This is a genomic window from Streptomyces eurythermus, assembly GCF_014649115.1.
Lineage (GTDB): Bacteria > Actinomycetota > Actinomycetes > Streptomycetales > Streptomycetaceae > Streptomyces > Streptomyces eurythermus.
Genome location: NZ_BMSK01000021.1, coordinates 26,270 through 40,916, shown reverse-complemented (window position 1 = coordinate 40,916; position 14,647 = coordinate 26,270). Strand labels below are relative to the sequence as shown.

Here is a 14,647-nt window from a genome sequence, read left to right as displayed (position 1 = left end):
CGCCCGGGAGGACCCACCTTGGCGCTCAGCAGACGTTCCTTCAGTGCCCTGGCCGGCTCCGCCGCGCTCGGGCTGGCCCTGGGCGGCAGCGGCGGCCCCGGGGCGCCCTCCGCGTACGCGGGCGGCAGCGCGCCGACCGGTCCGGCGCCGGCCGCGCCGCGGGCCGACGGCGCGCGGCACACCATCGGCTACGACCGCTACTCGCTGCTCGTGGACGGGCGGCGGCTGGTGGTGTGGTCCGGCGAGCTGCACCCCTTCCGGCTGCCGAGCCCCTCGCTGTGGCGGGACGTGCTGCAGAAGATGCGGGCGCACGGCTACAACGCCGTCAGTGTCTACGTGGCCTGGAACTACCACTCCCCCGCGCCCGGCCGGTACGACTTCTCCGGCGTCCGGGACCTGGACCTGTTCCTGCGCATGGCGGCGGAGACGGGGCTGTACGTCATCCTGCGGCCGGGCCCGTACATCAACGCCGAGGTCGACGGCGGCGGCTTCCCGGGCTGGCTGACCGCGACCAAGGGCACGGCCCGCACCGACGACCCCACGTATCTGTCGCACGTGGACGAGTGGCTGACGCAGGTGAACCGGATCGCCCGCCGGCATCTGTTCACCCGGGGCGCCGGCACGGTCCTGCTGTACCAGATCGAGAACGAGTACGACGCCCACCCCGCCGACGCGACCGGCCGGGCGTACATGTCGCACCTGTACAAGAAGGTCCGGGCCGACGGGATCGACGTCCCGCTGTTCCACAACGACAAGGGCAGGAACGGCTACTGGGTGCCCGGCTCCTTCGACACCGGCGGGGAGAAGGGCGGCTGGCTGTACGGCTTCGACGGCTATCCCTCGCCGTTCAGGACCCCGCCGGACTGGGGTCACTTCGGGCCCGGCGGGGACAAGGGCGGGGCCACCGCCTCGCCGAGCACACCCGGGTTCGTGCCCGAGTTCGGCGGCGGCTGGTTCGACCCGTGGGGCGGGGCCGAGTTCGACGGCAAGGGGTACGCCGAGTCGCGGCGCACCCGGGACGCGGCCTACGAGCGCCGCTTCTACCTGACCAACCTGGCCAACGGCCTCACCCTGCACAACGTGTACATGACGTTCGGCGGGACCTCGTGGGGCTGGCTGCCCGCACCGGTCGTCTACACGTCGTACGACTACGGCGCCGCCATCGACGAGGCCCGCAACGTCACCGACAAGATCGCCCCGATGCACCAGCTCGGGCATCTGCTCCAGCGCGTGCCCGACTTCGCCAAGCTGGACCGGGCGCCGGACGTGGCCGCCGAGGGGCTGAAGGTCTACCACCTCGCCAACCAGGACACCGGCGCGCAGGTGTACATCGCCCGCAACGACGGCACGGAGGAGGTCACCACCGACCTGCCGACGGACGCCGGCAAGCTGCGGATCACCGTGCCCGGCAAGGACGCCAGGCTGCTGACCACCGGGCTGCGGCTGGGCCGGCGCACGCTGAAGTACTCCACCGCCTCGCCCATGCTGTGTCTGAGCACGGGCCGGCAGGACATCGCCGTGTTCACCGGGCCCCGCGGCCAGATGGCCGAACTGGTGCTGGAGTCCCGGGCCGAACCGTCGGTGCAGCGGCTGGACCCGGAGGGCGGCTGGGCCTACGACCGGGGGGAACTGCACGTCAACGCGCCCCTCGGCGAGGAGGGGCTGACCCGGATGCTGGTGCAGAAGGGCGACAGCGACACCCCGCTGCTGCTGCTCTTCGCCGACGACGCCACCGCCGTCCGCCTGTTCCCGTACGACACCCCGTCCGGGACCCTCCTGGTGTACGGCCCGGCGCTGCTGCGCCACGCCGAGGTGCACGGCTCCGAGGTGCGCCTCACCGGCGATCTGAGGGAGCCGGCGGGCCTGGAGGTGTGGGGACCGCGCGGGATCGACACCCTGGTCTGGAACGGGCGCCGGGTGACCACCCGGGTCACCCTCTCGGGCTCCCTGATGACCAGGGGGTCGCTGCCCGGGGTGCCCGAGGTGCGGCTGCCGCGGCTGGGCGGCTGGCGGATGCGGCGGGAGAACCCGGAGGCGGGCCCCGGCTTCGACGACTCGTCGTGGAAGAAGGCCGACAAGACCTCGTCGTTCTCCACCACGGCCGTCCCCGAGGGGCAGCCGGTGCTGTTCGCCGACGACTACGGCTTCCACTACGGCGACGTCTGGTACCGGGGCACCTTCACCGACAGCACCGCCATCGAGGAGGTCTCGCTCGCCTACAGCACCGGCACCCAGGGCCTGCTGATGGCGTGGCTGGACGGCGAGCCGCTGGGCACGCACCGGATGCCCGTGCCGGACAAGAAAACGGTCCGGCAGGGGAGTTGGGCGGACACGGCCGTCTTCCCGGTGCGCGAGCGGCTGCGCTCCCCCGGCCGGCATGTGCTGTCGGTGCTGGTCCGGCGCATGCAGCACGACCAGGACGGCAAGGCGCTCGACACGCACAAGGTGGCCCGCGGGCTGACCGCGGTCACCTTCGAGGGCGGCGCGCCGAAGGTGCGCTGGCGCATCCAGGGCGAGGGTCCCGCCGACCCGGTGCGCGGACCGCTGAACAACGGCGGCCTGTACGGCGAGCGGCACGGCTGGCATCTGCCCGGTTTCCGGGACCGGGACTGGGAGAAGGCGGAGTTCCCGCGCGCGGAGCGGTACCAGGGCGTCACCTGGTACCGGACCACGTTCCGGCTGTCGGTGCCGGCCGACGTGGACGCGTCGATCGGCCTGACCCTGGACGACGACCCGTACCGGGCCTACCGCGCCCAGCTCTTCCTCAACGGCTGGAACCTGGGCCAGTACATCAACAACGTCGGTCCGCAGCACACGTTCGTGCTGCCGAACGGCGTCCTGCGCACCCGGGGCACCAACACGCTGGCGCTGGCGGTCCTGTCGGAGTTCACCACGCTGTCGGGCCCCGGGTCGGTACGGCTGACGCTGCTCGGCGCCGCGAGCGGCGGCATCCCCGTCACACCGGTGTGATCACGCCAGCCTGATCACGTTCCAGGACAGCGGCTCCAGTACGGCGGTGAGGGTGCCGTCCGCCAGGGCGGTGCCCTCGACCGCGTGCGGGGTGACGCGTTCGGGGTCGGTCAGGGTGTTGCGGGCGTCGGGGTCGGCGTCCGCGAGGGCGGTGTGCTCGATGACCGTGGTCAGCTCCAGCCCGTTCAGGGCGACTTCGAGGGGCAGCGGCTCGGTGCGGCTGCGGTTGACCGCGAACACGGTGATCGTCCCGTCGTCCGCGCGTACGGCGGTGGCGTGCAGCAGGTCCGTCTCGCCGTACTTCTTCGTCTCGTACGTCGGCGACTGCACGCGGACGTCCAGCACCTGGCCGCGGCCGTACCTGGATGCCTGCGCGAACGGGAAGAACGTGGTCTGCCGCCAGGCCGGGCCGCCCGGCTCGGTCATGATCGGGGCGATGACGTTGACGAGCTGGGCGAGGCAGGCGACGGTGACCCGGTCGGCGTGCCGGAGCAGGGCGATCAGCAGCGAGCCGAAGACGACGGCGTCGGTGACGCTGTAGTTGTCCTCCAGCAGGCGGGGCGCCTCGGGCCAGTCGGACAGGTCGCGCGTCTCGGAGAACTCCACCCACTTGGTGAGGTACCAGACGTTCCACTCGTCGAAGGAGAGGTTGATCCTCTTCTTCGACTTCAGCAGCGCGCCCACGTGGTCGGCCGTGGCGACCACGTTCTCGATGAAGGACTCCATGTCGACGGCCGAGGCGAGGAAGGAGTCCACGTCGCCGTCGACGGGCTCGTAGTAGGCGTGCACCGAGATGTAGTCGACGAGGTCGTACGTCTCCTTCAGGACGGTGGCCTCCCACTCGGCGAAGGTGGGCATGGCCTGGGTGGAGGAGCCGCAGGCGACCAGTTCCACGCGGGGGTCCTGCTGGCGCATGGCGCGGGCGGTCTCGGCGGCGAGCCTGCCGTACTCCTCGGCCGTCTTGTGGCCGGTCTGCCAGGGGCCGTCCATCTCGTTGCCGAGGCACCACAGCCGGATGCCGAAGGGGTCCTTGTCGCCGTGGGCGGCGCGCAGGTCGGACAGGGCGGTGCCGGAGGGGTGGTTGGCGTACTCCTGGAGCTCCAGGGCCTCGGCGACACCCCGGGTGCCGAGGTTCACCGCCATCATGGGCTCCGCCTGGGGGCCGACCTTCTTCAGGAACGCGATGTACTCGGACAGGCCGAAGCGGTTGGTCTCGGTGGAGTGCCAGGCCAGGTCGAGCCGGCGGGGACGGTCCTCCACCGGGCCGACGGAGTCCTCCCACTTGTAGCCGGAGACGAAGTTGCCGCCGGGGTAGCGGATGGCGGTGACGCCGAGTTCGCGGACGAGTTCCAGCACGTCGGTACGGAGGCCCTCGGCGTCGGCCGCGGGGTGGTCCGGCTCGTAGATGCCGGTGTACACGCAGCGGCCGAGGTGTTCCACGAAGGAGCCGAAGAGACGGGGGTTGACCTCGCCGACGGTGAAGGCGGGGTCGAGGGTGAAGCGGGCGGTGTGCATGGTGCCTTCCGGGGTGGGTGGTCGGGATTCGTGGGCGGGTGCGGGTGCGTGGCGGGCCGATCGCGCCGTTCCCCGCGCCCGTTGGGCCGGAGTCTCGGCGCGGGGCCCCTCGCGTCACTGGCCGGCCAGGCCGGTGTGGGCCACGCCCCGCACGATCTGGCTCTGGAAGAAGACGAAGACGATGATCAGCGGAAGTCCGGCGATCAGGCCGCCGGCCATCAGCTGGGGCCAGACGATGCCGAAGGCGTTCTGCACGGTGGCGATGCCGTTGGGCATGGTCATCAGGTCGGGGTTGTTGGTCACCATGTACGGCCACAGGAAGTTGTTCCAGGACGCGATGAAGGTGAAGATCCCGACCGCGGACAGCGAGGGCTTGGACAGGGGCAGCACGATGGTGAAGAAGATCCGCCAGCGGCCGGCGCCGTCGATGAACGCGGCCTCCTCCAGTTCCCGGGGCAGGCCCTGGAAGAACTTGTAGAGGATGTAGACCATGGCGGCCGGGGCGCACTGGGGCAGGATCATGCCCCAGTAGGTGTCGACCATGCCGAGCGACTGGACCGTGGTGAACAGCGGGACGCCGAGGATCGCCGGGGAGAACATCAGGCCGGCCATGGTCAGGCCCATCAGGGCGCCCTTGCCGCGGAACTCGGTGCGGGCGAAACCGTATCCGGCGAGGGCGGCGACCAGCAGCACGATCACCGTGACGGACACGGAGACGACGACGGAGTTCACGAACCAGTTGGGGATGTCGCCCGCCCGCAGGACCTCCTTCCAGGAGTCCAGGGTGACGTGCTCGGGTATCCAGTGCGGCGAGGTGACGGACTCCGTCGGGGTCTTCAGGGAGGTGGACAGGGCCCAGGCCAGCGGGGCGAGCCAGACCAGGGAGAGGGTCGCGGCGACGGCCGTGAGCGCGATCTGGGCGGGCGGCCAGCGGCGGGCGGAGCGGGTGGTCATCGGGTGGCCTCCTCGCGGCTCTTCACCAGCCACATCCGGGCGAGCGCCACGGCCGCGATGATGACGAACAGGACGAAGGAGATCGCGGAGGCGTAGCCCACGCGGTAGGAGGTGAAGCCCTGTTCGAGGGTGTACTGGACGAAGGTGCGCGTCGATTCCTCCGGTCCGGGGCCGAACTGGTACATGACCACGGCCTGGTCGAAGACCTGGAGGGAGGCGAGGACCTGGAGGGCGAGGACCAGGCCGGTGATGGAGCGCAGGTTGGGCACGGTGATGTACAGCATCCGCTGGAGGGCGTTCGCGCCGTCGAGTCCGGCGGCCTCGTACAGGTGCTGCGGGATGTTCTGCAGGGCGGCCAGGTAGAGCAGGAAGGAGAAGCCGACCGTCCACCACAGGGTGGCGACCACGACGGCGAGCATGGCCGTGGACTTCTGGGTGAGCCACGGGGTGTCCAGGCCGAGGACGTGGTTGACCATGCCGTTGGTGGGCTGGAACAGCCACCACCACAGGTTGCCCACGACGGCCGAGGGCAGCAGGAAGGGCACGAAGAAGCACAGCCGCCACAGCCACTTGAAGTGCGTGGTGTGGTGGGCGATCAGGGCCATCAGCAGGGCCACGAGGACGATCAGCGGGACGACGTAGAGGGTGAACTGCGTGCTGTGCCACAGGGAGTCCCATACGAGCGGGTCCCGCAGCGCCTCGCGGTAGTTGGCGAGGCCGACGAAGCCGGTGTGGTCGCCGGAGATGTTGGCGTCCGTGAAGCTGAGGTAGAGGCCGCGGACGACGGGCAGGATGACGAACAGCCCGTAGAGGACGAGGAACGGGGCGACGAACCAGCCGCCGTGCTGGAGGCGGCGGGACCAGCGCAGCCGGGCGGAGTCGGCGCCGGCGGCGGCGCGGGGGCGGGCCGTGCGGCCGGCCGTGGCGAGGGTCGTACTGCTCATGCGGCGGCTCCCTTCAGCTCCTGGGCGGCGGTGCGCCCGGTCATCGGGTTCTTCGCCGCGAGCAGCTGCTCCAGCAGGGACTTCATGCGGCGGGCCGCCTTGTCGGGGGCGGTGGAGCCGAGGTTGGAGGAGGCGATGACCGGGCCGAGGCGCTGGGCGAGGATGCCGGTGGAGCCGGCGAACCAGATGTGCGGTTCGTTGGCCTGGTGGTCCATGGCGGGCCGGGAGTACTCGTTCTGCGGGGTCAGGGCGCGGTAGCCGGGGTCCTCGAAGGTGGGCAGATGGGCGGGGATGTGACCGCCGAGGGCCCAGGTGGTGGCGTGGGTGACCATGTAGGCGGCGAGCCGGTAGGCGCCCTCGTCGGCGGCGCCGCCGCGGCCGGCCTGGTGGGGCAGGACGAAGGAGTGGGACTCGGCGTGGGTGGCCGGGGTGCCGAAGACCGGGGGGAGCGGCTGGGCGCCGTAGTCGACCTTCTCGTCGTTGAAGTAGGGCACCGACCAGTTGCCCTCCCAGGTGAAGGGTGAGCCGGCGAGGAACGCCTCGGCGTCGGTCTCGCCCGGGGTGACGTAGCCGTCGGTGACGTGCTTGCGGAAGAACTCCAGGACCTCGGTGGCCTTGCCGGTGTCGAAGGTCAGGTCCGACCGGTCGGCGTCGAAGTAGGTGCCGTGGAGCTGCTGGTAGAAGGCGACGAAGAACCACCAGCAGAAGTTCTGGTCGTTGGCGTGCAGGCCGAGGGTCTGCTGGCCCTTCCTCAGCTGCTTCCTGGCCTGCTTCAGAACGGCGAACCAGTCGTCGGTGGAGGTGGCGGCGGGCAGCCGGCCGGCGGAGTCCAGCAGTCCGGCCCTGCGGCACACGTCCTTGCGGTAGAAGCAGAGCTGGACGTGGATGTCGAGGGGCAGGGCGTACAGCTCGCCGTCGACGACGCCGCGCTTCCACAGCACCGGGTTGAAGTCGGCCTCGCGCACGCCGTACTCGGCCAGCAGACCGGTGTCCCAGGGGTCGAGGAGGCGGCCGGGGGCGAAGCCGGGGACGCGGCCCTGGTGCATGACGGCGAGGTCGGGGGCGCGGTTGCCGGCGGCGGCCATGGCGAGCTTGGTGTAGTAGGGGCCGCCCCAGGTGAGGGTGGAGTCCTTGACCGCGGTGCCGGGGTGCGTCCTGCGGAACGCGTCGACCATGGCGACCTGGTTGGCACCGTCACCGCCCTGGAAGAGGTTCCAGTAGCGCACCCGGGTGCGGGTGCCGCTCGCCAGCGCGTCGGCCCCGCTGCCGAGGGCGGCGAAACCGAGGCTCGCGGCCGTCACCAAGCCGCCCGCGGCGCCGAGGAAGTGCCTGCGGTTCAGGCCAGGTTGTCCCATACCTTGCCCCTACGTTCGATATGCCGAATGGTGCCCGTAACTTCGAACGGGACCGTAGATTCCCCGCGCGTGCGCGTCAATGGGTTGGACAAAGGTCATAGGTTGTTTCGCGTTGAACCATGTTCGGGGGGAACGCATGACGCGGGCACATCCCTGCGCGTACCCTCGGACCAGCCATGACCGGGCCGGACACGGTACGAAGGGGGGCCGATGGGCATCGCGGGCGCGCGACAGCGGCTGACCGGACTCGCCTCCCGGCTGCTCCGCCCGCGCACCGGTCCGGCGATGCGCACCCTGGCCGGCGACCTCGCCGCCGCCGTCCGCGCCCGGCCCGAGGCGCCGCGGGACATACGGCAGTTGTGCCACGCGCTGTGCGAGGAGATGACCGCGCTGCGCGCCGGACGCCCGGTCGAGCTGCGGTTCGAACGGTTCCCGGACGAGATCGAAGTGACCGGGCTGTGGGTCGAGTTCGCCGACTTCGACCTGATCATCGTGGAGGAGCGGGCGGAGGACGTGCAGCAACTGGTCATCCTGGGGCACGAACTGTGGCATCTGCACGCCGGCCACCGCCACCACCACCTGGCCGGGGCGGCCGCGGCCCGCGCCCTCGCCGACGCCCCCGGCTGGCGGGAGGCGGCCCTGACGGTGGCCGCCCGCAACGGCTCCCGGGAGACCGACGAGGCCGAGGCGGACCACTTCGGGCACCGCCTGGCCACCCTGTTCCGCGGCCACCTGTCCGGGATTCGGCCCGCCCCGCCGGACCCCCTCCAGCGCTCCCTCGGCTATCGCGGACGCGAACGGGCGGGCGGCCCCGAAGGGCGCGCCGCACCGGCGGCGGACCGGCGGTCCGGGAAGGGGGGAGCCGCGCGGTGAGACCGCCGGGCTTCCTCTGCGAGTTCGCCGCCCCCTTCTGGACCCCCGCGGCCGTGCTCGTCACCGCCCTGGCGATCAAACTGCCGACGATCATCCGGCTGTGGCGGGACCCGCTGCTGCGCGCGGTTGGCACGCTGCTGCTGCTCGCCTGCGCGGTGTTCGTCTTCAGCGCCCCCTCCACCGTCGCCCTGGTCAACCGGCTGACCGGCGTGCCCAACATCTCGGCGCCCTGGTGCTACTCGCTGATCACCGCGCTGTGCGCCAACGGCCTGCTGCTGCTCATCACCTGGCGCAACGGCCCCTGCGGCCGCTCGGCCGGCACCCGCCGCGCGCGGCGCTGGGTGCTCTCGGTGTACTCCGGCGTGATCGTCGCCCTGTGGGTGCTGTTCCCGCTCGCCGACGCGCCCGTGGAGCGGCTGCGGGACCTGGACACCTACTACGCGACCACGCCGTTCATCCGCGAGGGCATCCTGCTCTACCTCCTCGCGCACGCCGTGGCCTGCCTGGTCAGCTCCCGGCTCATCCGGGCCTGGGGGCGCGTCGCGGGCCTGGACGCCTGGCTGCGCCGGGGCCTCAGGCTGCTGGGCGCCGGGTACGCGCTGGACCTGGTGTACAGCGCGGCCAAGCTGACCGCCGTCGGGGCGCGCTGGGCCGGGCGGAACGCGGACTGGCTGAGCACCGACCTGGCGCCGGCCGTGGCCGCCGTCGCCGCGATCCTCGTGGCCGCCGGGTTCGTCCTGCCGCACGCCGGACAGTATCTGCGCGACCGCTGGCGGGTCCGGCTCGCGCACTGCGAACTACGGCCGCTGTACCGGCTGTTGCGCTCGGTGAGCGGGACGGGGCTGCCGTTAGTCCTGCGCGCCACGCCCGAACTGCGGCTCACCCGGCGCGAGACGTTCATCCGGGACGTGCTGCTGCCGCTGGCCCGGCGCATCGACACCGGGCTGTGCGGGCGCGCCTACGACGCGGCGCTCGGGCTCGGCCATCCGCCCGAGCGGGCCCGGGCGCTGGCGGCGGCGGTGTGCGTGCTGGACGCCGTCGAGACGGGTTCGCGGGCACGGCCCGGCCCGGGGGGCGGCGGGGCCGACACGGCCGGTCTGCTGCGGGAGATCGGGGCCGTGTCGCGTGCGCTGCGGAGACCGGCCGACATCGAGGCGGTGCGGGCCCGGGTGGCGGGGGGCCGGGTGGAGACGCGGGTGTGAAGGCAGGTGTGCCGCCGGCCGGCGAACCTCAGCCCTCGAAAGCCGGCTGGGGCAGGCCCTTGCCCGCGTTCGGGATCACCAGCAGGGAGCCCGACAGGGGGTGTGGGGCGTCCAGGCCCGTGCGGGCCGTGGTGATGTAGAGGTCGGTCAGGGTGGGGCCGCCGAACGCGCAGGCCGTCGTACGGGGGGCCGGCAGGGAGATGACCCGGTCCAGCGTGCCGTCGGGCGTGTAGCGGCGGACCGCTCCGCCGTCCCACAGGGCCACCCATACGCAGCCGTCGGCGTCGACCGCGAGGCCGTCCGGGTAGCCCGCGCCCTCCTCGACCTCGGCCAGCGGGCGGCGGTTGCGGATGCCCTCGGCGTCGTAGTCGAACACGTCCACGCGGCGCGTCGGGGTGTCGACGTAGTACATGAGGCGGCCGTCGGGGCTCCAGCCGGTGCCGTTGCTGACCGTGACGTCGTCCAGCACCGTCCGCGCGGTGCCGTCGCCGGTGATCCGGGACAGCGTGCCGCCGCCGGCCGCCTCGTCGTAGCGCATGGTGCCCGCCCACAGGGAGCCGTCCGGGGCCACCGCCGCGTCGTTCGCGCGGCGGCCCGGGACCGGCTCGTGGTGCAGCCAGCGGAACGTGTCGTCGGGGTCCAGCAGGCCGACGCCGTCCCGCAGGTTGAGCACCAGGCCGCCGCCCGCGCGCGGCTTGGCGGCGCCGATGTGCTGGGGCGTCGTACGGACCGTGCGGCGGCCGGTCACCGGGTCGTAGGTGTGCAGCCGCATGCCCAGGATGTCCAGCCAGAGGAGCCTGCCGGTCGCCGGGTCCCAGGTCGGGCCCTCGCCGAGCGTCGCCTCCGCCGCCACCGCCACCTCGTACGCCGTCATGCCGCGCTCCTGTGTCCCAGCCGCTCCGACAGTTCCGCCGCGCCCTTGGCGGCCAGCTGCTCCAGCTCGGCCCGGCGCTCGTCGCTCCAGCGAATCATAGGGACGGAGATGGACAGCGCGGCGACAACCTGGCCGGTGCGGTCGCGGACCGGCGCGGCGACGCAGGAGACGTCGGGGTTGGACTCGCGGCTCTCCACCGCGATCCCACGCTCCCGGATCTCCGCCAGGGCCGCCCGCAGCGCGGCCGGTTCGGTGATGCTGTTCGGCGTCATCGCGGCCAGCTCGGCATCGTCGGGGATCCGCGCGGTCAGCTCCGGCCCGGGCAGCGAGGCCAGCAGCATCTTGCCGACCGAGGTGCAGTGGGCGGGCAGCCGGCGGCCGGCGGCGGAGACCATGCGGACGGCGTGGGTGGAGTCGACCTTGGCGATGTAGATGACGTCGGTGCCCTCCAGGATGGCCACGTGCACCGTCTCGTCACAGGTCTCGGCGACCGAGCGGGCCACCTGCTGGCCCTCGGCGGCGAGGTCGAGCTGCTCGGCGTAGCGGCTGCCGAGCTGGTACGGGCGCACGCCGAGCCGGTACCGTCCGGGCTGGCCGGGCAACGGCACGATGTACGACCGTGCGGCGAGCGTGGTGACCAGCTCGTGCACGGTGGTGCGCGGCAGTTGGAGCCTGCGCACGATGTCGGGGGCGGAGAGCGTCCCGTCCCCGTCGAGGAACAGCTCAAGAATGTCGAGAGCCCGGGTCACGGCAGGCACGAGGCGTCCCACGTCCGGCCCCCTCCCTTGGTGGTGTTGGCGCCCGTCGCGATATCCGGGACGAGATGTTCGAGATATCAACAGGCGATCGGCATGACGAACACAGGCTAGTCAGGGAAGGTTGCGCGGGCAATGGGCAGGGGCCGGGCCGGGCACGATGGACTTCATGGAACTCGACTTCCAACTGGTGCTGCTGCGCCGCATGGCCGACCACAACCCGGACCTCGTGGATCAGGCGCGGCGGCGGCTCGGCGCGTCGGCGGCGGACATGCGGGAGGCCAACAAGCGGTGGCAGGCGATGGTCCGCTCGCCGCGCGGCCGGGGCGCCGCCGCCCGGTACCGGGCCGTCCTCGGCGCCCCCGGGTCCGTGGCGCCGCGCCGGATCGGCGACCTGGACTGCGAGGCCCGGCGGTGGGCCCTGCCGCTCTGGCCGGACCTGCGGTTCGAGGTGCTGGTCGGGCCGGACGGCGGGGTGTGGCACGAGTGGCTGGTGCGGGCGCCGGACGCGCCGGGCCCGCGCCTTCGCACCCTGGAGGACCTGACGCCGTGGTCGTGCACGGTGGACGAGGCCGCCCGCGCCTTCGCCCCCGCCCGGCCGCTCCAGGGCACGGCCCCCACCCGGTCGGGGCTGGCCCTCACCGCCCCGGACCGCGACGGCGTACGGCACGAGCTCGTCGCCGAGTTCACCTGGGGGCTGCTCCAGCGAACGGCCGTCCTCGGCTAGCCGGCACGGAGTCCGGTCGCCGGGTTGACGGAGGGCCGCCCCCGGCCAGGCGATGCAGGGCCAGCCCCGGGTTCACGCACGGCCACCCTCGGCCAGGCGATGCAGGGCCAGCCGCCGGAGTCACGCACGGCCAACCCGGCCAGGCGGCACGGAGTCCGGGCGCCGGATCGACGGACGGCCACCCTCGGCCAAGCGCTGCCGGGGCCAGCCGCCGGAGTCACGCACGGCCAACCCCGGCCAGGCGGCACCGGAGCCGGCCGCCAGAGTCACGCACGACCGACCCCGGCCAGGCGGCACGCACTCCGGGCGCCGGATCGACGGACGGCCACCCTCGGCCAAGCGCTGCCGGGGCCGACCGCCGGAGTCACGCACGGCCACCCTCGGCCAGGCGGCGCAGGGCCGACCGCCGGAGTCACGCACAGCCGACCCCGGCCAGGCGGCGCAGGGCCGACCGCCGGAGTCACGCACAGCCGACCCCGGCCAGGCGGCGCAGGGCCGACCGCCGGAGTCACGCACGACCGACCCCGGCCAGGCGGCACCGGAGCCGGCCGCCGGGGGCTGTGTCGACCCGGCGGTCGGCCCTCGTGGGTGGGCTAGGCGTCGAAGCCGGTCGCCCGGGTCTGCTTCTCCCACTCGGTGATCTCGGCGCGGACCTGGTCGAGGTGGCCCAGGACCGCGTTCACGCCGTCGTCGCCCAGCGGCAGCCGCAGCGGGGTCCGCTCGGCCTCCAGCGCGGCCAGGATGACGGCCGCCGCCTTCGCCGGGTCGCCGGGCTGGGTGCCGTCGGTGCCGGAGATGAACCCGCGGGTCTCGCTGACCTTGGTGTACACCCCGCTGTCGGGGCTGGCCCCGGCCCGTCCGTTGTCGAACAGGGAGGTCCGGAACGCGCCGGGCTCCACGATCAGCACCTTGATGCCGAAGTCCGCCACCTCGTCGGCGAGCGCCTCGGAGATACCCTCCAGCGCGAACTTGGTGCCGGAGTACGCCCCGAAGCCCGCGAAGGACATCTGCCCGCCCATGCTGCTCATCTGCACGATCGCGCCCGAGCGCCGCTCGCGCATGTGCGGCAGCACCGCCCGCACCAGGGCGGTCGGCCCGAAGACGTGCAGTTCGAACAGGTCCCGCAGTTCCTGCTCCGTGGTCTCCTCGACCGCGCCGACGTGCGTGCGGCCCGCGTTGTTGACCAGCACGTCGATCCGGCCGTGCCGGGCCACGACGTCCGCGACCACCGCCTCGATCGCGGCACCGTCCGTCACGTCGAGGCGCAGCGCCTCCACCTTGCCCGGGTGGGCGGCGACCAGGTCCTGAAGCGCCTCCGGGCGGCGGGCCGCGCCGACCACCAGGTCACCGGCGGCGACGGCGGCCTCGGTGATCGCCCGGCCGAATCCGCTGCTCGCCCCGGTCACCAGCCATACCTTGGACATGTAACTCCCCCATCGCTAAGTGATCTTGACGGGCACAGCCTGCGGTACGGGACCCTTTCGCGTCCAGCCTCGGCGGCCAACCGTCCATCACCCGGACGGAGTTCAGCCCTCCCGGGCCGCCCGGAGGATCGTCTCCGCCACGCGGGGCAGGGACTCCGGGTGCAGCCCCAGGAACAGGTTCGGTTCGACCAGCTCCAGTTCCATCAGGCGGGGTTCGCCGTCGTCGCCGTCGACCAGGTCCACGCGCGCGTACAGCAGCTCGGGCGTGCCGGGGACGGCGGCCAGGGCCTGCCGAGCCACCGCGAGTTCGGCGGGCGTGGGCTGCCAGCGCTCCAGGCCGGGGTGGGCGACCTTGTCGGCGTCGTAGGGGGTGCCGGGGGACAGCACGGCGCCCTTGCGGCTGGCGTGCAGCAGCCGTCCGCCGAAGAACTGCAGGGCCCGCTCCCCGCGTACGTCGATGCCCGGCATGTACGGCTGCACCATCGCGGTGAAGCCCTCGGCGTGCATCCGGGCGAGCTGCCGCAGCGCGGTGTCGTGCTCGGCGGGGGTGTAGCGGGCGGCGAACCGGGCGCCCGCGCCCGAGGTCGGCTTGACGACGAACTCCTGGCCCGCAGGCAGGTCGGCCGCTTCACCGGGGGCTATGTAGCGGGTGGGGACGGTCGGCACCCCGGCCGCCGCCAGCTCGCCGAGGTAGCGTTTGTCGGTGTTCCAGCGCACGACGGGGGCCGGGTTGGCCAGCCGGGTCAGGGCCGCGGTGCGCTCCACCCACGCGGCGAACTCGGCGGCCCGCCAGCTGTAGTCCCAGGTGGAGCGGATGACCACGAGGTCGTATCCGGCCCAGTCGGCCGCCGGGTCGTCCCAGTGCCGGGCCTCCGCGTCGGCGCCGGCGTCCCTCAGCGCCCGTACCAGTACCGGCAGATCGGTGTCCTTGCTGGGTCCGGGGCCGGGGTCGTAGGTGGCGAGGGCGATGCGGGGCACGGCGGGACTCCCTGTCGTACGCGGGTTCGATGGGGTGCGGTGGCGAGGCTAACAAGGCCCGCCACGAGGCGTTCCG

The 14,647-nt window shown here is 72.8% G+C and carries 12 protein-coding genes; 4 read left to right on the top strand and 8 right to left on the bottom strand.

What is annotated here, in order from left to right:
* Window positions 1-18 precede the first annotated feature (18 nt).
* A complete protein-coding gene (locus tag IE251_RS32585; RefSeq protein ID WP_189756546.1) occupies window positions 19-2,970 on the top strand; it encodes a beta-galactosidase in 2,952 nt (983 codons plus the stop codon).
* On the opposite strand, the gene arfA is transcribed toward IE251_RS32585, so the two are convergent.
* The 4 genes from arfA to IE251_RS32565 all read right to left on the bottom strand — a co-directional run bounded on the left by arfA (window position 2,971) and on the right by IE251_RS32565 (window position 7,738).
* The gene (gene arfA, locus IE251_RS32580) at window positions 2,971-4,485 is read right to left on the bottom strand and encodes an arabinosylfuranosidase ArfA (RefSeq protein ID WP_189756545.1); all 1,515 of its coding nucleotides are present in this window, start codon (window positions 4,483-4,485) and stop codon (window positions 2,971-2,973) included.
* A 114-nt stretch (window positions 4,486-4,599) separates the two neighbouring features.
* On the bottom strand, window positions 4,600-5,439 hold the full coding sequence (locus IE251_RS32575; RefSeq protein WP_189756544.1) for a carbohydrate ABC transporter permease: 840 nt from the start codon (window positions 5,437-5,439) through the stop codon (window positions 4,600-4,602).
* Window positions 5,436-6,383 carry a carbohydrate ABC transporter permease gene (locus IE251_RS32570; RefSeq protein WP_189756543.1) on the bottom strand — a complete coding sequence of 316 codons (948 nt, stop codon included), beginning with the start codon at window positions 6,381-6,383 and terminating at the stop codon, window positions 5,436-5,438. Before IE251_RS32570 ends, IE251_RS32575 begins: the two co-directional genes overlap by 4 nt.
* Entirely contained in the window at window positions 6,380-7,738 is a 1,359-nt protein-coding gene (locus IE251_RS32565; RefSeq protein WP_189756542.1) for an extracellular solute-binding protein, read from the bottom strand. Before IE251_RS32565 ends, IE251_RS32570 begins: the two co-directional genes overlap by 4 nt.
* A gap of 210 nt (window positions 7,739-7,948) precedes the next feature.
* Here IE251_RS32565 and IE251_RS32560 point away from each other — a divergent pair, with 210 nt between their 5' ends.
* Window positions 7,949-8,611: a toxin-antitoxin system, toxin component family protein gene (locus tag IE251_RS32560; protein ID WP_189756541.1), complete on the top strand. Its 663-nt coding sequence runs from the start codon at window positions 7,949-7,951 to the stop codon at window positions 8,609-8,611.
* A complete protein-coding gene (locus IE251_RS32555; RefSeq protein ID WP_189756540.1) occupies window positions 8,608-9,813 on the top strand; it encodes an MAB_1171c family putative transporter in 1,206 nt (401 codons plus the stop codon). Before IE251_RS32560 ends, IE251_RS32555 begins: the two co-directional genes overlap by 4 nt.
* Before the next feature lie 28 nt (window positions 9,814-9,841).
* On the opposite strand, the gene IE251_RS32550 is transcribed toward IE251_RS32555, so the two are convergent.
* Both IE251_RS32550 and IE251_RS32545 read right to left on the bottom strand, forming a co-directional pair.
* Window positions 9,842-10,687, bottom strand: coding sequence for an SMP-30/gluconolactonase/LRE family protein (locus tag IE251_RS32550; protein WP_189756539.1), 846 nt, complete (start codon window positions 10,685-10,687; stop codon window positions 9,842-9,844).
* Window positions 10,684-11,457, bottom strand: a complete 774-nt coding sequence (locus IE251_RS32545; RefSeq protein WP_189756538.1) for an IclR family transcriptional regulator — start codon at window positions 11,455-11,457, stop codon at window positions 10,684-10,686. Before IE251_RS32545 ends, IE251_RS32550 begins: the two co-directional genes overlap by 4 nt.
* 145 nt (window positions 11,458-11,602) lie before the next feature.
* On the opposite strand from IE251_RS32545, the gene IE251_RS32540 reads away from it, so the two are divergent.
* Window positions 11,603-12,169 carry a hypothetical protein gene (locus tag IE251_RS32540; protein ID WP_189756537.1) on the top strand — a complete coding sequence of 189 codons (567 nt, stop codon included), beginning with the start codon at window positions 11,603-11,605 and terminating at the stop codon, window positions 12,167-12,169.
* A gap of 593 nt (window positions 12,170-12,762) precedes the next feature.
* Here IE251_RS32540 and IE251_RS32535 read toward each other — a convergent pair.
* A complete protein-coding gene (locus tag IE251_RS32535) occupies window positions 12,763-13,593 on the bottom strand; it encodes an oxidoreductase (protein WP_189756536.1) in 831 nt (276 codons plus the stop codon).
* Between the two features lie 102 nt (window positions 13,594-13,695).
* Window positions 13,696-14,571 carry an ATP-grasp domain-containing protein gene (locus IE251_RS32530; RefSeq protein WP_189756535.1) on the bottom strand — a complete coding sequence of 292 codons (876 nt, stop codon included), beginning with the start codon at window positions 14,569-14,571 and terminating at the stop codon, window positions 13,696-13,698.
* Window positions 14,572-14,647 lie beyond the last annotated feature (76 nt).

Bases quoted from the DNA above. Each gene is read 5' to 3' on its own strand.
- arfA (WP_189756545.1), bottom strand. From the start codon at position 4,485: ATGCACACCGCCCGCTTCACCCTCGACCCCGCCTTCACCGTCGGCGAG.
- IE251_RS32575 (WP_189756544.1), bottom strand. From the start codon at position 5,439: ATGACCACCCGCTCCGCCCGCCGCTGGCCGCCCGCCCAGATCGCGCTC.
- IE251_RS32570 (WP_189756543.1), bottom strand. From the start codon at position 6,383: ATGAGCAGTACGACCCTCGCCACGGCCGGCCGCACGGCCCGCCCCCGC.
- IE251_RS32565 (WP_189756542.1), bottom strand. From the start codon at position 7,738: ATGGGACAACCTGGCCTGAACCGCAGGCACTTCCTCGGCGCCGCGGGC.
- IE251_RS32560 (WP_189756541.1), top strand. From the start codon at position 7,949: ATGGGCATCGCGGGCGCGCGACAGCGGCTGACCGGACTCGCCTCCCGG.
- IE251_RS32550 (WP_189756539.1), bottom strand. From the start codon at position 10,687: ATGACGGCGTACGAGGTGGCGGTGGCGGCGGAGGCGACGCTCGGCGAG.
- IE251_RS32540 (WP_189756537.1), top strand. From the start codon at position 11,603: ATGGACTTCATGGAACTCGACTTCCAACTGGTGCTGCTGCGCCGCATG.
- IE251_RS32535 (WP_189756536.1), bottom strand. From the start codon at position 13,593: ATGTCCAAGGTATGGCTGGTGACCGGGGCGAGCAGCGGATTCGGCCGG.